Annotated in this window: 14 protein-coding genes and 1 tRNA gene; 11 read left to right on the top strand and 4 right to left on the bottom strand. The window is 50.1% G+C overall.

The window, feature by feature from the left end:
- Positions 1 to 100 precede the first annotated feature (100 nt).
- From DESPODRAFT_RS14915 to DESPODRAFT_RS14900, 4 genes are all read left to right on the top strand, one after another.
- On the top strand, positions 101 to 3409 hold the full coding sequence (locus DESPODRAFT_RS14915; RefSeq protein ID WP_004074484.1) for an SDR family NAD(P)-dependent oxidoreductase: 3309 nt from the start codon (positions 101 to 103) through the stop codon (positions 3407 to 3409).
- Positions 3316 to 3975, top strand: coding sequence for a carbohydrate-binding family 9-like protein (locus DESPODRAFT_RS14910; protein WP_040016015.1), 660 nt, complete (start codon positions 3316 to 3318; stop codon positions 3973 to 3975). Before DESPODRAFT_RS14915 ends, DESPODRAFT_RS14910 begins: the two co-directional genes overlap by 94 nt.
- A gap of 291 nt (positions 3976 to 4266) precedes the next feature.
- Positions 4267 to 4692, top strand: a complete 426-nt coding sequence (gene tsaA / locus DESPODRAFT_RS14905) for a tRNA (N6-threonylcarbamoyladenosine(37)-N6)-methyltransferase TrmO (protein WP_004074482.1) — start codon at positions 4267 to 4269, stop codon at positions 4690 to 4692.
- Positions 4693 to 4705: 13 nt separating this feature from the next.
- Complete coding sequence (locus DESPODRAFT_RS14900; RefSeq protein WP_004074481.1) at positions 4706 to 8518, top strand: hydantoinase B/oxoprolinase family protein; 3813 nt, start codon at positions 4706 to 4708, stop codon at positions 8516 to 8518.
- Here DESPODRAFT_RS14900 and DESPODRAFT_RS14895 read toward each other — a convergent pair.
- The 3 genes from DESPODRAFT_RS14895 to eno form a co-directional block, all read right to left on the bottom strand.
- A complete protein-coding gene (locus tag DESPODRAFT_RS14895; protein ID WP_004074480.1) occupies positions 8496 to 8966 on the bottom strand; it encodes an Lrp/AsnC family transcriptional regulator in 471 nt (156 codons plus the stop codon). The genes DESPODRAFT_RS14900 and DESPODRAFT_RS14895 overlap by 23 nt on opposite strands.
- Positions 8967 to 9076: 110 nt before the next feature.
- On the bottom strand, positions 9077 to 10714 hold the full coding sequence (pyrG, locus tag DESPODRAFT_RS14890; protein ID WP_004074479.1) for a CTP synthase: 1638 nt from the start codon (positions 10712 to 10714) through the stop codon (positions 9077 to 9079).
- Positions 10715 to 10810: 96 nt separating this feature from the next.
- Positions 10811 to 12088, bottom strand: a complete 1278-nt coding sequence (gene eno / locus DESPODRAFT_RS14885; protein ID WP_004074478.1) for a phosphopyruvate hydratase — start codon at positions 12086 to 12088, stop codon at positions 10811 to 10813.
- Positions 12089 to 12511: 423 nt separating this feature from the next.
- Here eno and DESPODRAFT_RS14880 point away from each other — a divergent pair, with 423 nt between their 5' ends.
- The 7 genes from DESPODRAFT_RS14880 to DESPODRAFT_RS14850 all read left to right on the top strand — a co-directional run bounded on the left by DESPODRAFT_RS14880 (position 12512) and on the right by DESPODRAFT_RS14850 (position 18096).
- Entirely contained in the window at positions 12512 to 13210 is a 699-nt protein-coding gene (locus tag DESPODRAFT_RS14880; RefSeq protein ID WP_004074477.1) for a 3'-5' exonuclease, read from the top strand.
- Between the two features lie 308 nt (positions 13211 to 13518).
- Complete coding sequence (locus DESPODRAFT_RS14875; protein WP_004074476.1) at positions 13519 to 14187, top strand: adenylate kinase; 669 nt, start codon at positions 13519 to 13521, stop codon at positions 14185 to 14187.
- Between the two features lie 258 nt (positions 14188 to 14445).
- A complete protein-coding gene (rpsU, locus tag DESPODRAFT_RS14870) occupies positions 14446 to 14655 on the top strand; it encodes a 30S ribosomal protein S21 (RefSeq protein WP_004074475.1) in 210 nt (69 codons plus the stop codon).
- Between the two features lie 69 nt (positions 14656 to 14724).
- Positions 14725 to 16032, top strand: coding sequence for a bifunctional folylpolyglutamate synthase/dihydrofolate synthase (locus tag DESPODRAFT_RS14865; protein ID WP_004074474.1), 1308 nt, complete (start codon positions 14725 to 14727; stop codon positions 16030 to 16032).
- A gap of 26 nt (positions 16033 to 16058) precedes the next feature.
- Positions 16059 to 16134, top strand: a tRNA-Arg gene (locus DESPODRAFT_RS14860).
- A gap of 14 nt (positions 16135 to 16148) precedes the next feature.
- Positions 16149 to 17402, top strand: a complete 1254-nt coding sequence (locus DESPODRAFT_RS14855) for a glycosyltransferase family 4 protein (protein WP_004074473.1) — start codon at positions 16149 to 16151, stop codon at positions 17400 to 17402.
- Positions 17383 to 18096, top strand: coding sequence for a class I SAM-dependent methyltransferase (locus tag DESPODRAFT_RS14850; protein WP_004074472.1), 714 nt, complete (start codon positions 17383 to 17385; stop codon positions 18094 to 18096). The genes DESPODRAFT_RS14855 and DESPODRAFT_RS14850 overlap by 20 nt, the downstream gene beginning before the upstream one ends.
- Here the strand turns inward: DESPODRAFT_RS14850 and DESPODRAFT_RS14845 are convergent.
- Positions 18093 to 18626: an acyloxyacyl hydrolase gene (locus tag DESPODRAFT_RS14845; RefSeq protein ID WP_004074471.1), complete on the bottom strand. Its 534-nt coding sequence runs from the start codon at positions 18624 to 18626 to the stop codon at positions 18093 to 18095. The genes DESPODRAFT_RS14850 and DESPODRAFT_RS14845 overlap by 4 nt on opposite strands.
- Positions 18627 to 18905 lie beyond the last annotated feature (279 nt).

The raw sequence follows: 18905 nt of genomic DNA, 5'->3' as shown, positions 1-18905 counted from the left end.
ACGGATTATTGATGCCACCCCGCAGAACATTCCGGATCTGCCCGATGCGGCAGGGCTTGTCCTTATACCGGACACCTTTTGCCAACCCGGCGACGATGCTGTGGCAAGTCAGTTTCTTTTGACGGCTTTCAGCCTGGCCTCAAAAAACGGCCCCCACCTGACAGCAAGCGCCAAGGCAGGCGGCAGCTTCATGACCTGTATCAGCTTTCTTGGCGGCGGCTTTGGGTTTAAAAATTTTAAAACACAAATCAGCCCTGTTTACGGTGGCATGGCAGGCCTTGCCAAAACAGCCGCCCTTGAATGGAAATCGGTCCTTTGCCGGGCCCTTGACCTGCCATTTGATAAAAAAGCCATAAAAGAAAACGCCGAAGCCGCCGCAGGGCTGATGCTGACCCGGGGGGCCGTGGAAATGGGGCTTGACGGCGAGCAATGTTACATTCCAGAACTTGTCTCAAAACCTGTCAGGGAACCTTTGGAAATTTGCCTGGACAAATCCGATGTTGTTGTAATTTCCGGCGGTGCCAGGGGCGTTACCGCAGCGTGTGCCATTGCCCTTGCCGGGCAGTGTCAATCGAAAATAGCCCTTTTCGGCAGATCTGAACCGCCCTTTGACGAACCGGCATGGCTTAAAGGCATGGATACACCCGCGCAAATGAAAAAAGCCATTTTTGCCAATGCCTTTGAAAAAGAAAAGCCAACACCTGCCCGGGTGGAGGCGGAATATCGCCATTTTGCCTCAAACCGCGACATTAAAGCCAATCTGGAACGTATACAAAAATGGGGCAATGAGGTTGCCTACTACTGTGTGGACATCCGGGATCAAGCCCTTGTCAACGCGGCCATGGAGAAGGTGACCGAGCAGTTGGGTCCGGTGACCGCACTGATTCATGGGGCTGGTGTCCTTGAGGATAAATTGATCTGTGAAAAAACACCCGACCAATTTAAAAATGTGTTTGGCACCAAAATCAACGGGCTTTTTGCGCTTCTTTCATCAGTGGATCAAGATAAACTCAAGTACCTGGTGATGTTCTCATCGGTTGCGGCAAGATTCGGCAATACCGGCCAATGCGACTACGCCATGGCCAACGAAGTGCTCAATAAAATCGCCCAGGCCAAACAGATCACCCATCCCCATTGCAGGGCTTTGGCCATCAATTGGGGACCCTGGGACGGCGGCATGGTCACGGAGAGCCTGAAACGGGAATTTGAAAAACGTCAGATTGAACTGATCCCCATCCAGGCCGGCGCACAACAGATGGTCGCGGAAATGGGCAATGCCGACAGGTCCTGCGTTGAGGTCGTTGTCGGGGGCACGATATCTTCGGACGTGCCGGAACGATCTTGCGCAATGAATAAGGTTCTGTCCCAGACCTTCAGCAGCCGGGACAGTTGTATCATTGAAGACCATAAAATTGATAATGCACCGGTTGTTCCCCTGGCCTTAATGGTGGATCTGCTGGCCTGCGGAGCCGAGAGAAACAATCCAGGTCTGCAATGTGCCGGAATGGAAAAGGTGCGTCTGCTCAAAGGGATTGTGCCCGCCAATGACAAAACAGAGGTCCAGGTGGAGATTGGAAAATGTGTCTCCATTGATCATCAGCTCTTTACACCCGCTCGTATTACCTCTTTGGGTAAAAACGGATTAACAATCCAGCATGCCGGGGCCCAGGTGTTATTGGCAGAGAAGCTGCCCCAACCACCGGTTTTATCAAAATCAGCAGACATGGATCTTACCCCCTGGAACATCACTATGGAGCAGGCCTATGAAACCATTCTTTTCCATGAAGGCGCCCTCCAATGCATTACCGAAATTTGCGGGGTGTCGTCCAAGGCAATTGAGGTGATGACAACCACAGCACCTGACATCAGCCAATGGTATAAAACACCCCATGCAAAACAATGGACCATGGACCCCATGGTTTTGGATGCAGCCTTCCAGGCCGCTATTTTATGGACCTTCCATAATTGCGGACAAGTCTGCCTGCCTGCAAGCTTTGCCGATTTGCGGCTTTTTGACGCTTTTCCCAAACAAAGCGGACAGAAGGTTCGGATAGTCTTTACAGTCAACCACCAGGGTCAGCATAAAATCAAAGGATATTTTACATTCCTTGATGAAAACAAAACGGTTATTGCAAGCATGATGGGATTTGAAGCCATCATGGACCCAGGGTTGCTTGATAAATTCAAATCCAGACCCCTGTTTGACCGGGATAAAATTTTAGCTTTTGCCCAGGGCAATCCATCCGAGGCATTTGGAGAACCCTATAAAATTTTTGACAAAACGCGTGAAATTGCAAGGCTGCCAAGACCACCCTACTTTTTTATGGACGCGGTGACAAAAGCAGACCACCCGGCCTGGCAGACCGCACCCGGCGGGTGGATAGAAACCACCTACAAAATTGATAAAGACGCATGGTATTTCGCAGCGAACCATAGCGATACCATGCCTTTTTGCATTCTTCTTGAAGTGGCCCTTCAACCCTGTGGCTGGCTTGCGGCCTATGGCGGTGCAGCCCTGATCAGTGAAGAACGTCTGCATTTCAGAAACCTTGGGGGAAAAGCCAAACGGATCAAAAATCTGACCCGGAGCTCCGGATTGGTAAAAATCCGTGTCAGAATGACCGACGTTTCCAAGGCCGGCGGCATGATCATCCAAAACTTTGATATGGATGTGCAAAACAAGGGAGAATCTGTTTACACAGGCACCACCAATTTTGGATTTTTTACGGCTGATGCGTTATCCAAACAGGTGGGAATCAGGGACCCCCGAGCGCTATTGCCCCTTGAAAACAATACCCAACAGCCTGAAACAATATTTGAAGATCATGCACCCTTGACCCCGGAAGATCAAAATATCGGTCCCAATACGGGGATGCCGGCAAAAGCCTTGCGAATGATAGACAAAATTACCTTTCTTGATTTCAAAGCAGGCTTGCACGGCCAGGGGCTGATTCAAGGTGAAAAACAAGTGGACCCTGATGAGTGGTTCTTCCACGCCCATTTTTATCAGGATCCGGTCTGCCCGGGGTCGCTAGGCATAGAATCATTCATCCAGCTGATCAGATTTTTCATGATCAAAAAATTCGATCTTGCCCCGGAGAAGTTTGCCCCTGCCATTGATGAAGCAGATGAACATGAATGGACATACCGGGGACAGATCATCCGCTCGAATTCAAACATTGTTGTCCAGGCCCACATAAGCGCATGCACCATGGATGAAACAGGTTGCCGGGCAACGGCTGACGGGACCCTAAGTGTGGACGGGATATGCATATATGAAATGAAAAATTTCTGTTTCTCTTTCAAAGGAACGCCATGCAGCACTATGTTGCCAGACAGGACCGACTCCGGGTGGATGCCTCATCATGGCAGAAACCCCCATGGAATGCCGTCTCCAGCCAGAAACTGACCTGCCATATGGGAGAACGTCCCCGCCACTTCCCGGACACCCGGGTCAAGCTGGCCTATGACGACCAGGCCCTTTACCTGATGTTCCGGGTTCAGGACCGGTATATCCGGGCCCTGGCCCGGACCGATCAGGATCGCGTATACCAGGACAGCTGCGTCGAATTCTTCTTTACTCCGGGGCCGGACCCGGACCAGGGGTACTTCAACCTTGAGATGAACTGCGGGGGCACCATCCTGTTTCACTTCCAGACCCTGCCCAGGAAAGATCCCGTTGAAATCCCGGTATCAGACTGTGCCCGGATCCTTCGGGACGCCTCCCTGCCCAAGATTGTGAACCCAGAGGTCCAGGATCCAGTACTCTGGTTTCTGAGTGCGAAAATCCCCTTTGACCTGCTTTCCTCGTACACGGCCGTAACTCACCCCGAACCGGGCAAGGCCTGGCGGGCCAACTTTTACAAATGTGCGGACAACACCTCCCACCCCCACTGGCTGACCTGGGCGCCGGTGGACCTGCCGGCCCCGGACTTTCACCATCCCCGTGCCTTTGGCGCCCTCTGCTTCCAATGACGCCAGGAAAAAGCGTCCTTCCGACAGACGGTATCACAGGTAATTGTTGGTAGACGGATTCCATGCCGGCGCAATGCGGGTACCATTTGCATCGGCATTAACATAGCGTCACTTCGCCTGCCGATCAATCATTGAACCCTATCCAGCCCCTGGCGTTTGTGGTGATGTTACTGGTTGCAGTACCCACACTTGGATTTTGGAACGATTTTACCTTGTCAAACATATTGAACGTGTACGATATAAATTAACTGTGTTAAATTGGCATTTTCTCAACCCAAAAAGGTGTTTATAATGACAAACAACACAACCATCTCCTTCACGCCCATCGGTTTTGTGAGAACCAATGCAACAAAATTGCCCCGGCACTGGTCCGTGTCACAGGAAAAAGGGGTATTGGAAATTCAGCCTGAATTTGTGCCTGGCTTGCGTGATATTGAAATCGGACAAAAGATTGTGGTGCTTTTCCATTTTCATAAAAGCCCGGCATTCAATTCAGGATACCTGTTCCAGACCCCGCCCCACCGCTCCTCTTCCAGAGGCGTGTTCAGCATTTGTTCGCCCATCCGTCCCAATGCCATCGGCATGAGTGTCGTTGAGGTGACAGATAAAGACCAAGAACGCATTGGGGTCAAACACATTGATATGATTGACGGCACACCGATTTTAGATATCAAGCCCCTGATCACGGGAGAAGAGGATTGTCCAAGCGCAGAATAAAAAAGGAGTATCCATGTCCGACCCCGCCAAATTTCGTTTTTCCGTCGACCGCGGCGGCACCTTCACGGATATCTATGCCGAGGTGCCCGGAGAACCCGGGTTCAGAGTCATCAAGCTTTTATCCGAAGATCCCCGGAACTATCCTGACGCACCCCGGGAAGGAATTCGGCGCATCATAGAAAAGGTGACCGGCAAGCCCGTACCCAAAGAACTGTTCGAATCCGACCGGATTGAGTGGATTCGCATGGGGACCACCGTGGCCACCAACGCCCTGCTGGAACGAAAAGGCGCGCCCAGCGCCCTGGTGGTGACCCGGGGATTCGGTGATATTCTTCAAATCGGAAACCAGGACCGTCCCCGGATTTTTGACCTGGAGATCAAAAAACCCGAAATTCTGTACCGGGAGGTCATTGAAGCGGACGAGCGCCTGAGGATCTTGCGGGAGGATGAGGACGCCTCGGCAGTAGAAGGCAAAATCGTGAAGGGGATCACCGGTGACCGCCTGGCAGTGATTCGTCCCCTGGATACAGCGGCCATAAAATCCGATCTTAAGGCTGTCTATGATCGGGGCATCCGCACTCTTGCCGTCGTGCTCATGCACGCCTATGCCTGGCCGGATCATGAACGAACCATCGGCCGCCTGGCCCAGGAGATCGGATTCACCCAGATCTCCCTCTCCTCCAAAGTCATGCCGCGGGTGAAGCTGGTGGCCAGGGGAGACACCACCATGGTGGACGCCTACCTCAACCCGCATATTCGCACCTACCTTGACAGCTTTAAACACGGGTTCAAGGACAAGCTTACCCATACAGGCCTTCTTTTCATGCAGTCCGACGGCGGCCTGGCCGGTGCTGACGGGTTCACCGGCAGCCGCGCCATCCTCTCCGGACCGGCCGGCGGAGTGGTGGGATATGCCATGACCACCTTTGATTCTGAAAAAAAACAGCCCGTCATCGGCTTCGACATGGGCGGCACATCCACCGATGTCTCCCGGTTCGGGGGGGAATATGAGCTGGTCTTTGAATCGGAAACCGCCGGAGTGCGCATCCAGGCCCCCCAACTCCACATCAGGACCGTGGCCGCCGGCGGGGGCAGCCGCCTCTTCTTTGACAACGGCATGTTCCTGGTGGGTCCCGAATCTGCCGGGGCACACCCTGGTCCGGTCTGCTACCGAAAAGAGGGCTACCTGACGGTCACGGACGCCAATCTGGTGCTCGGCCGTATTCAACCTAAGCACTTTCCCCATATTTTCGGCCCCACCGAAGATCAGCCGCTGGACGTGGAAGCGGCCTGTACGGCCCTGGCCGGCCTGACAGAGGAAATCAACAGGTACTGCGCCGGTGCCGGGCTGCCGCCCATGACGGTGGAGGAGGCTGCCCTGGGGTTTATCCGGGTGGCCAACGAGGTGATGGTCAGGCCCATCCGTGAAATTTCGGTGATGCGGGGATTCGATATCAAGGCGCACATTCTGGCCACCTTTGGGGGCGCCGGTCCCCAGCATGCCTGCGCCATTGCCCGGACCCTGGGAATATCCAAAATTTTTATCCACCGATTTTCCGGCATTCTGTCCGCCTACGGCATGGGCATGGCCGATGTGGTCACGGAGCGCCAGCAGCCCTGCTCCGCTCTCTTATGCCCACAAGCGCTGAAAGAGGCTGAAGCGGTTTTTAAACAACTTGAAGAAGCGGCTCGCCGGGAACTTCAGGATCAGGGATTCTCCCCGGATGCCGTTGACACCACCCGGTTTCTTAACCTGCGATACCATGGGACAGACACGGCCATTATGATCTGCCGGCCTGAAGACAATGACTATACAAAAGCCTTCAGGACCCTCTACCGCAGGGAGTTCGGATTCGATCTTTTTGGCAGGGAAATCCTCATCGACGATATCCGGATCCGCGCCCGGGGCAAGTCTGAGAATCTGCGCCGGATCAGCATCCCAAAGGCCCAGGGGGCACCGCCGGTGCTGGATATGACCCAGTGCTATTTTGAAGAGGGCCGGCAGAAAACCTTGATTTACGATCTGGAAAAACTTGCCGCCGGCCATTGCATCCCCGGCCCGGCCATTCTGATCCACCATACTTCCACCATTCTCATCGAACCCGACTGCACCGCAGAGATTACAAAAAACGGGGATGTGGAAATCAAGGTGGGCTCGGGCACACGGGAGCAAATCGGCACAACGCTTGACCCGGTCCAACTTTCCATTTTCAGCAATCTATTCATGTCCATTGCCGAACAAATGGGCCGGATGCTTCAAAAAACCGCCATCTCTACGAATATCAAGGAGCGCCTCGATTTTTCCTGCGCCCTGTTCGGGCCCGATGGTGAACTGGTGGCCAACGCGCCCCATCTGCCGGTCCATCTGGGGAGTATGAGCGACGCGGTAAAGGCGCAGATCCAGATGCAGGGAAGCGGTCTTACGCCCGGGGATGTATTGGTCTCCAATCATCCGGCTGCAGGGGGCAGCCACCTGCCCGACATTACGGTCATCACCCCCGTGTTCAAGGACGATCAGGTCATTTTCTGGGTGGCAGCCCGTGGGCATCACGCCGACATCGGCGGCATCTCTCCCGGCTCCATGCCCCCTAACTCCCGCCGCCTTGAAGAGGAAGGGGCCTGCATCACCTCGTTCAAGCTGGTGGAGAACGGCATTTTTCAGGAACAAGGCATTTCGAAACTGCTGCTGGCCCCGGGCAAACTGCCCCCGACACCGGGGCGTCCGGCCATCTCGGGCACCCGCCTTCTGGCAGACAATATCTCCGATCTTAAGGCCCAGGTTGCCGCCAACCAGAAAGGGATTGAACTGGTGCTGGAGATGGTTGATCTCTACGGCCTCGACGTGGTTCAGGCCTATATGAAACATGTTCAGGATGCGGCTGAAGAGGCCGTTCGCCAGAGGCTCAGTGCGCTTTCCGTATCCAAGGGGATGGCCGAACGGGACACGATTCGCGCCATGGACTATCTGGATGACGGCAGCCCCATTGCCCTATCCCTCACCATAGACCGCAAGAACGGCAGCGCACTATTTGATTTTCAAGGCACCGGACCTCAGATCTGGGGAAACTGCAATGCTCCCAAAGCCGTGACTAAATCGGCGATCCTTTACTGCCTCAGATGCCTGATTGAAAAAGACCTGCCCTTAAACCACGGCTGCCTTATCCCCATCACCGTTGATATCCCCAAGGGCTCTCTGCTTGATCCCTCTTCGGAAGCCGCGGTGGTAGGCGGTAACGTGCTGACCTCCCAGCGGATCACCGACGTGGTCCTCAAGGCGTTCGGCGTGGCTGCCGCCTCCCAGGGCTGCATGAACAATTTTACCTTCGGCAATGACCGCTTCGGCTACTATGAAACCATAGCCGGCGGGGCCGGCGCCGGCCCGACCTGGCACGGGCAGACCGGGGTTCACACCCACATGACCAACACCCGAATCACTGATCCGGAGATCCTGGAGCGGCGATATCCCATAATTCTCAGGGAATTTTCCATCCGCCGGGGGTCCGGCGGCAGGGGGCGGTTCAACGGTGGGGACGGTTTAGTGCGTGAAGTGGAATTTTTAAAGCCCCTCAATGTCGCCATCCTTTCCGAACGCAGGGTTTTCGCCCCCTACGGGCTGGAAGGCGGCGAATCCGGCAGCAAAGGGGTGAACCTGTTCATCAGAAAAGACGGCACCTCAATCTGCATGGGTGCCAAGAACGAAATCATCGCGCAACCCGGCGAGCGTTTCCGTATCATGAGCCCCGGCGGAGGTGGATTCGGCACGCCAACAGTGACTAAAAAAAATACAAATAATAAACAGGACTTCAGCTGTGATCCCCGGCTTTGAGGAGAAAAATTCTTTTATCCTTGAGGCTGTCGATGACAAATGAGGACTGGATGCTCTGGATGCCCTGTATCCGGGTCAGTTTTCGGTTCATGAATTCTGCATAGGCTTTGATGTCCTTTGCAATGACCTTGAGGATAAAATCATGGGCACCGGCAATCTGATAGCATTCCACAACCTCCTCAAGCTCCGAAAACTTTTCCTTGATTAAAGAGACCGAAGAGAGCTTGCTCAAGCTCAGCGTAATGCTGACAATGACCATGATAGGGAATCCAACCTTTTCCGGATCCACCACAGCCATAAAATGGGAGATTACACCCGCTGTTTCAAGGCGCTTGACCCGTTCCAGCGTAGCAGGCGCTGAAATTCCCACCATCCTGGAGAGCTGGGCATTGGTAATTCTCCCGTTTTCCTGGAGAATATTCAGTATTTGCTTATCAATCCGGTCCAATCGCCTTGTTCCAATGCGTTGAGAATTTAGGACTGCAGGTAGTCTAAAAGAATGTCTCCCGATTCATCCAGAACACCGACATAAAAGAGATCTGCAGATGAATTCTTCCATCATCTCTTATTTTTCAGGGCTGCCCTGATAAATGCCTTGAAAAGAGGATGGGGAACCATGGGTTTGGACTTGAATTCCGGATGAAACTGGCAGCCCAGAAACCACGGATGATCTTTAAGTTCCACAATTTCCACCAGGTCATGGTCCGGAGATGTCCCTGAAATGACAAGTCCGGCATCCACGAGCTTGTCCTTATATTCATTATTGAACTCAAAGCGGTGGCGATGCCGTTCGGAAATATTTTCAGTCTTATAGGCATTCATGGCAAAGGTATCTTCAACCAGAAGACAGGGATAAGCACCTAACCGCATGGTGCCTCCTTTATCCGAGGATTCATCCCGTTTTTCCACCTTGCCGGTCTGTTCATCCACCCACTCTTTCATCAGGTAAATCACCGGATAGGGCGTGTCAATGTCAAACTCCTCGCTGTTGGCATCCTCCAGGCCGGCAAGATTGCGTGCAATCTCAATCACGGCCATCTGCATGCCAAGGCAAATGCCGAAAAAGGGCACCTTATTTTCACGGGCATACCCGGCAGCAAGAATCTTTCCTTCAATTCCTCTGTTCCCGAACCCGCCCGGTACCAGGACACCATCGACCTTGGACAGCACGTCAGCCACATTCTCCTTTGTCAGGTTGGAGGAATCCACAAATTGCAGATTCACCTTGGTGTCATTGGAGATACCGCCGTGGGTCAGTGCCTCGTTCAGGCTTTTATAACTCTCGGTCAAGTCCACATATTTGCCCACAATGGCGATGGTGACACTGTACCTTGGATTTTTCAGACGCTCCACCATCTCCCGCCAGCCGTCAATGCGCGGGGCCCTGGCCCAGATGTTCAGTTTTTTAAGAATCATGTCCCCTAAGCCTTCTTCGTTGTAGACAATGGGCACATCATAAATGCAGTCCACATCCTTGGCGGTAAATACGGCATCAGGTCCGACATTGCAGAACAGGGCAATCTTGTTTTTAATCTCCTGGGTCAAAAGACTCTCCGTGCGGCACAAAAGGATATCCGGCTGGATACCGATGCTTCGAAGTTCCTTGACACTGTGCTGGGTGGGTTTGGTTTTCACCTCACATGCGGTTTTGATATATGGCACCAGGGTCAGGTGGATGTAAATCACGTTGGCGGGACCGGCATCAGTCTTGAACTGGCGAATGGCTTCAAGAAAGGGAAGGGATTCAATATCCCCGATGGTGCCGCCGATTTCAACAATCACCACATCGGTATCCTGGGAAACCAGGCAAATGGCCCGTTTAATCTCGTCAGTAATATGGGGGATCACCTGAACAGTGCCGCCAAGATATTCGCCCCGGCGCTCCTTGGTGATGACCTGGTGATAGATCTTTCCTGTGGTAAAATTGTTGTTTTTGCCAAGCTTGGCATTGGTGAACCGTTCATAATGGCCCAGGTCAAGATCGGTTTCCGCACCGTCATCGGTGACAAACACTTCACCATGCTGGAAGGGGTTCATGGTTCCAGGGTCGACATTTATGTAAGGATCGAGTTTCTGAATGGTCACGGTCAGCCCCCGGCTTTCCAGAAGCATTCCGATGGCAGCAGATGCCAATCCTTTTCCCAATGATGATAACACCCCGCCCGTTACAAAAATATATTTAGTTATCTCAGCCATCCATTCCTCACTTCCACGCTTTTTTAATCATAAAGGTGAGGCATTTATCAAAATAAACACCTCACCTTTTCCTCATCGAATAAATAAAAAAAATTATTATTTTAAAACAAACAAATCTTCCGGAAATACGGCACAATCGCCCAGTTCCTCTTCTATGCGAATCAGTTGATTGTATTTTGCCACACGGTCACTTCTGGACATGGAACCGGTCTTAATCTGTCCGGAATTTACCCCCACAGCAAGGTCGGCAATAAAGCTGTCTTCGGTTTCACCGGACCTGTGGGAGACCACGGTGGTATATCCCGAATCTTTGGCCATCTGGATCGTGTCGAGGGTTTCGGTCAAGGTGCCGATCTGGTTAAGCTTGATCAGAATGGAGTTTCCCACACCCCTGACAATGCCTTGTTTAAAAATATCCGGGTTTGTAACAAATATATCATCACCCACAATCTGAATACGGTTACCCAGGCGTTCGGTCATGAGTTCCCAGTTATCCCAATCCCCTTCTGCCAGACCGTCTTCAATGGAAACCAGAGGATATTTGTCAATCAGACTTTCATAATAGTCAATGAGCTCAGCAGGGGACATTTCCCTGTTTTCCGAGGCAAATACATACTTGCCGTTTTTGTAGAACTCGCTGGCTGCGGCATCCAGGCCGATGCCGATGTCCTTGCCCGGACGATAGCCGGCAGCTTCAATGGCCGCAATAATGTTTTCAATGGCCTCTTCATTAGACTGAAGGTCCGGAGCGAATCCGCCTTCGTCTCCGACGCCTGTGGCAAGCCCCTTGCCTTTAAGTATTTTTTTCAGGTTATGAAAGGTCTCCGCGCCCATGCGGACAGCTTCGGACACATTGGCGGCCCCAAAGGGAAGAATCATAAACTCCTGGATATCCAGGTTGTTGGCAGCATGGGCGCCGCCGTTGATGATATTCATCATGGGAACAGGCATGACCCGTGCATTGAGGCCGCCGATATGGCGGTACAATGGCATCCCGTTGGCTGCAGCTGCAGCCCTTGCAGCGGCCATGGAGACGCCCAAAATAGCATTGGCACCCAGTCGTGATTTGTTTTCAGTGCCGTCAATGTCAATCATAGTCCGGTCCAACCCGGCCTGGTCCATGGCATCATAGCCGATGATCTCCGGGGCTATCACTTCATTGACATTGGCCACGGCATTGAGCACGCCTTTGCCCATAAAACGGTTTTCGGCGTTGTCACGAAGCTCAAGGGCTTCCCTTGTGCCGGTTGAGGCACCGGAAGGCACAGCGGCCCGACCCTGTGCGCCGCAGGCCAGGGTTACATCCACTTCAACCGTAGGATTTCCCCTGGAATCAAGAATCTCCCTTGCCCTGACATCAATCAGTTCCGTCATTTTTTTCACCCCTTATTTTTATATGAATAATTATTTTAATGTTTACACCGGATTGTCTGAATTAAGAATCTTGCGTATAACCTGCCCTTAATATCAATTTGCCGGGGCATATTCAAGGTCTTGTCCCAATTTAATTTCGACATAAAGGACAGATTATGGGGTTAAAATTGGAGATAAATATGGACTATACCTAAATCTTACAATCAGGTGGCTCGCACACGGCTGAGGTACTTGTGGCTTTCTGTCGATTTTCCTTGATAAAATTTCCAATATTGATATTTTTTTAAAAAAAAGACCGACTTACAAAGATTTCACAAGGCATATACGCCCGGATTTGCTGTTTTAATTTCATGAACAAAATTGCTTTCATAGATACAGAAATGGATTTAACAGGCAAAAACCTGCTTGATGCCGGAGGTATCTGTGACAACGGGGGGACCATCCACTGCGGTTCAGCCCCAGCCCTTTTCGATTTTATCAGTCGGGCTGAATATACATGCGGCCATAATATTACCGGTAAAACTGATCCAGACTAATGAATTATACAGTCTTTATGATTTACTTGAGGTCAGATATTTTATCAACCAACTAAACTTTTCAGATGACAGATATACCATCAGCGACCAAAACTGGACGAGCGCCAAAAAATTGTTGTGGCAGAAATATAAAAACAGCGAACAGATTGAAACCTGTATTCATCTGATAAACGATTTTGAGCTCAGCCATAATAAGCAAAAGTATCAGTCCGATTTCGAGGTTTTTGTGCGGGAGTCCAAAATAGAGGATTTCACGCAAACAAGGGGAGAAACAATTTTTGTTTCAACAATCCACAAAGCCAAGGGAAAGGAGTTTTCAACCGTCTTTCTCATGCTTGCCGAATCTTTTCCCGACAGCAATGAGAAAAACAGACAACTGTACGTGGCAATGACAAGGGCAAAAAATAATCTTTTCATCCACATAAACGGTAACTATCTTGACAATATTTCCTGTCGGGACATGAAAAAAAAACTCGATCCATTCCCTTACCAAAAATCAAATCTATTGATTATTCAGCTGACCCACAGAGATATCTGGCTTGATTTTTTTATTGAAAGGCAGAAACTGATATCCTGCCGGAAATAAGGCTCATATTGGGGGCAAGATAAAGTCAAAACTATTAATATGGTGGGAGCTGGAGGTTGGTTATCCTGCCGGCCATTTTGAGCATCCATAGCTACTTGATAGGATAGCACCGGCTGTTTTCTGGATTGCGCCTCCTTAAGTTTATCGGTGAGTTTGTCTCTTTGCGATACTTAGCCAAAGCATATACAGCACATGAAGGAAGGCCGCAATACCTTGACAAAAAAAGGGTAGTCCTATATTACGGATTCTTGATTATGTCGAACGTGTTCCGACAGGACATGAATATAAACCAACCTCAAGGAGTGAAGATGAACATTTTATTTTTCGGCCCCAACGGCAGCGGCAAAGGCACCCAAGGAAAAATTCTGAAAGACAAATACAACATTGCCCACGTTGAATCCGGTGCCATTTTCCGTGACAACATCAAGGGTGGAACCGAACTTGGCAAAAAAGCCAAGGCATATATCGACGCAGGCGATCTGGTACCTGATGAGATCACCATCCCTATGATGATCGACCGAATCAAAAAGGACGACTGCAAAAAAGGCTGGCTGCTGGACGGTTTTCCAAGAAATAAAGTTCAGTCTGAAAAACTGCATGCCGCGTTAAAAGAACAGGGCATTAAACTTGACTACGTTATTGAAATGCTGCTGGATCGTGAAGTTGCCAAAAACAGAATTATGGGCAGACGGTTGTGCGAAAATGACAACAACCATCCCAACAACATTTTCATTGACGCCATCAAGCCTAACGGAGACAAATGCCGGGTATGCGGCGGTGCATTGAGCACCCGTGCCGATGACCAGGACGAGGCTGCCATCGACAAACGCCACTCCATTTATTATGACACCAATACCGGGACCCTGGCCTCTTCTTACTACTTTAGAGATCTGCCTGATGCAGAGTTCAAATACGTTACGCTCAACGGCGAGCAGCCACTGCCCGACGTAACTGCAGAACTAATCTCCAAGCTGTAAAAATATATCCTGCCCGGATGCATCTATGCGTCCGGGTTTTTTAAAAACTCTGAAGAAACAAATCCCCCAAACCATTTTCTCCTTGCCTTAATGCATTCAATTTGTTAAAAGACCCTTTCATAAATATTTTTATGTGAAAGTCACAACATTTTTTTTGAATTACTTTCATGTTTTGTCATGGGTTACGCTCTAATATCAATAGACCACCTCAACCCATGCCGGTTATATTTAAATCCATTTTGAAAGGGGCGATGCTGCTTGAAAGAAATTACTGTCACAGTTATTGATAATGACGTTGAAAAAGCGTTGCGCATTCTGAAGAAAAAAATTCAGAATGACGGACTGTTCAAACGTCTCAAGGTTAAGAAAAATTTTGAAAAACCTTGTCAGTACAGAAGACGTAAGATGAGAGAGGCAATAAGAAGACAAAGAATTGCAGCCTCAAGATCACGCAGAAAACGTAGCTAACACACTGAAAATTATCCGGTGTATCACTTTTTTAGTTGATACGCCGGGTTTTTTTTCTGGACATCTTCAATGCCAAACGCCCCTTATGAACTGTGCCTGGAAAAAATATATAACCTGGGCCGGTTCGGTATCAAGCTTGAGCTGGATACCATTTTAAACATCCTTTCACAACTCAACACGCCTCAAGACAATTACAGCATGATCCATGTGGCCGGAACCAACGGAAAAGGTTCCACGGCGACCTGCATTGCCTCAATCCTCAGAGCTGCCGGGTTTAAAACCGGCATTTACACAAGCCCTCACCTGGTCCGATTCAATGAGCGGATCTGCGTGAACGGGCAACAGATCAGTGATGCAGATGTGGTCAGTGCATACGAGGCTGTGGACGCTGCAGATAATGGATTACGCCCGGCCACCTTTTTTGAAATTGTCACGGCCATGGCCTTTTACCATTTTGCCCGGGAAAAGGTGGAATGGGCGATCATTGAAACCGGCATGGGGGGAAGATTTGACGCTACAAACATTATTACACCACAGGTCAGTGTTATCACCAACCTCTCCATTGAGCACGCCGAATACCTTGGACATACCATCAGGGATATAGCCCGGGAAAAAGGCGGCATCATAAAATCAGGTGTACCTGCGGTTACGGCCGTATCCCAGCCATCTGGAATAGACAGGCTGAGCAAAATCGCCAAAGATCAAGGAGCCGCCCTCTACCGATTTAAAAAAGAGTTTTCCATCCGCAAAACCCCTGGCCAGGCAACATATAATTACAAGGGAATTTATCAAAATTTCAAGGGTCTTACCAAACCGTTATCCGGAGAACACCAGCGGGAGAACCTTTCTTTGGCCCTGGCCGCCGTGGAGCTGGTGTTTGAACAAAACCAAATCACTGATCCACGATATAAACTGACCCAGGAAGTGGTTCATAAAGGGCTTGCCCAGGTTAATTGGCCTGGACGCCTTGAAAAAATCATGGATCGCCCCCTGGTTATTCTAGACGGCGCCCACAATTTCAAGGCATGCGTTCTGCTGGGCAAATACCTTAACCAAACCTTAGGGGATAAAAAACTGACCCTGGTTATCGGCATCCTGGATGACAAACCCTATGAAGCCATGCTGGCTCAGCTTTTGCCCAGGGCCCAGCGGGTCATTGTGACCAAAGCCAAAATCAACCGCAGCATTGAACCTGCAATACTCACCGCAGCAATCAAAAAAATATTCAAAGGAGACCTGCAGGTTATCGAAGACGTAAAAAATGCAGTATCACATGCGATATCAACAAGTTACGATGATGACGCCATATGCATTTCAGGTTCCCTGTATGTGGCAGGAGAGGCCAAGGAAAAATTTGATATGGATTTTATCAACTAATATGGTATAACAGCGCGTAACTTTATGCGCCCGTAGTGCAGTGGATAGCACGTCAGCCTCCGAAGCTGAAGATCGCTGGTTCGATTCCAGCCGGGCGTACCATCTAAGATCCTCCCATGAAATCATTTTATAAAACAGGCCTACGCATCGGACTGATCTCCTACCGGTCCAACCCCCATTGCGGGGGACAAGGTGTTTATATCCGTCATTTAAGCCATGCGTTATCCGATCTGGGTCATCAGGTGGAAGTCATTGCAGGTCCCCCGGACCCTTTGCTCAATGCCGGGGTCAACCTGACCATGCTCGACACCCTGGATTTATACAACCCAGAGAATCTGTTCAGAACACCCCGTATTGATGAACTCAAAGATCCCGTCAACCTGATTGAATGGCTCGACATCTCAGCCATGGGGTATCCCGAACCCATGACATTTGGCATGCGGGTAAAGCGCTACATGAAAGGCAGAACAAAACGCTATGATATTCTCCATGATAACCAAAGCCTTTCCTATGGCGTTTTGTCCCTTACCCGGGATCTGCCCGTTACCGCCACCATTCACCATCCTATAACCGTGGACCGGCGTCTGGCGCTTAAGGCAACCAGGTCTTTTTATAAAAAGCTCCAAGTCCTTCGCTGGTACTCCTTTATTGGCATGCAAAAACGTGTTGCCCGAAGATTATCGTCTATTATCACGGTATCTGACAGCTCAAAAACGGATATTGCCAAAGAATTTAAAATACCTGAGTCAAGGCTCAAAACCGTTCCCAACGGCATTGATCTGGATAATTTTTTCCCCTTGGACCATGTAAAAAAGGAACCCGGACGCCTGATCGTCACCAACAGCGCGGATATGCCCCTTAAAGGCTTATACCACCTGCTTTACGCACTGAAAGGGGTGTTAACGCACAAAGAGGTCTCTTTAACGGTCATTGGCATCCCCAAAAAGAACGGCGGCATCGAAAATCTGGTAAAAAAACTTGATCTTGGACGCCATATTAACTTTACCGGCCGCATTGATCACCAGCGCTTTGTCCTGGAATATGCAAAAGCCCAGATTGCGGTAGTACCCTCCATGTACGAAGGGTTTGGCCTGCCGGTTGGAGAGGCGATGGCCTGCCGGGTACCGGTGATTTCAACAACCGGTGGGGCATTACCCGAAGTTGCAGGGGATGCGGCAAAACTTGTGCCCCCCGGGGATGCCAAAGCCCTTGAAAAGGCGATCATTGAACTGCTGGACGATGAAAAACAGCGTGAAAATCTGGCCTGCCGGGGGTATGAGCGGGTCAAAAGGGAATTTACCTGGGAAAAATGCGCCATGCGCACGGTCCAAGTCTACCGGGAGGTGATAGATGATTACCATGGACTTTAAACGTCTGGGCATTGCCCCCGGAAACCTGGTTCTGGATATCGGGTGCGGCGAGGGGCGCCACACCATCAGGGCCTGCCGGGAATCCTGTGCGGTTTGCATTGGTGGGGACTTCGGATATGACAACCTTATGGCCACCAAAAGCAAACTTGAATTTCACGCGGACCTTGATGACCTATCCTGCAGAAACTGGGCGTTGTCTGCCATGGATATCACGGCGCTTCCCTTTGAGGATAACAGTTTTGATGTGGTGATCTGCTCGGAGGTCCTGGAACATATCCCGGACGACGATAAAGCTGTTTCAGAACTGATCCGTATTGTCAAGCCGGGCAAAACACTGGCCGTAAGTGTTCCCCGGGCCTGGCCCGAATGGATCTGCTGGCAGCTGTCAGATGAATATTACAACGCCGACATGGGTCATGTGAGAATCTACAGTAAAAAAAATATTATTGAAAAATTTCGGAACAAAGGCCCCAAGTACCTGGGTTGCCACTATGCCCACAGCATCCACAGTCCCTATTGGTGGCTTAAATGTTTTGTGGGCCCCACCCGGACCGATTCGATTGCCGTCAATCTCTACCACAGACTTCTGGTATGGGATCTGATGAAAAAACCGGCACTGACCACCTTTATTGACCGCCTGCTAAACCCGGTGCTTGGAAAAAGCCTGGTTCTGTATTTTAGAAAACCGGGTTAAAAGTACCAGGCCAGGGTGCCGATCAGTATGTCAATTCCATCATTAGGCTCTTTTAACCCGGCGTTGGAATAATGCATGTAGCGGAAACTGATATCCACATTTTTAATTCTGATACCGGCCCCAACCCTATCTTCAAACAGAAGATTTGAGGACAGGTTCCTGTCATTGATAGTATAATCGTCAAGACAGGCAACACCAACCCCTGCCTCTATATATGGATACCAAGTCGCATTTCCTGCATAGAAGACATACTGAAAGACCGGAGAGAATGCAACGGCGTTAACATCTTCCCTGCCCGACTCCCAGCGGTTATATGACAACTCAAAATAACCGCGCGCATAACCGGTTTTGCTCTCAATCCATTTTGCATTCAATTGTTTTAAAAACCCTGCACGATAAATATCAACATGGTCTATACTTTGACCATATCCTAATGAAACGCCCCATTCCCCAAAATCGAAATGATCCTGGGCTGCGACATAGGTACTGGTAGCAAAAAAACAAATTAACAAAAACAGAACGCTTTTCATATCTGCCCTTTCTTGGAAAAACTGATTTGACACCGGAAAGGAGCATTACCGGCAGCATTGTATCTAATTAATAAAATGCAATAGTGGATACACTATTTTCAGACAAAAATAAACATTTACCATAAATTTTTTCTTAACGAAAACCATCAGGGGTAATTATCTCTCACGCGCTGGACAAAAGCCCAAAACACGGCAACTTTCATTCAGAAACCAAATCAGGTTTACCCTTGACATAAAATTGGGGGGAGTTTATATCCTTCTATCAATTGCGCAAATTAA

Source organism: Desulfobacter postgatei 2ac9, assembly GCF_000233695.2.
Classification (GTDB): Bacteria; Desulfobacterota; Desulfobacteria; order Desulfobacterales; family Desulfobacteraceae; genus Desulfobacter; species Desulfobacter postgatei.
This window is presented reverse-complemented; position numbering and strand designations above follow the sequence as displayed.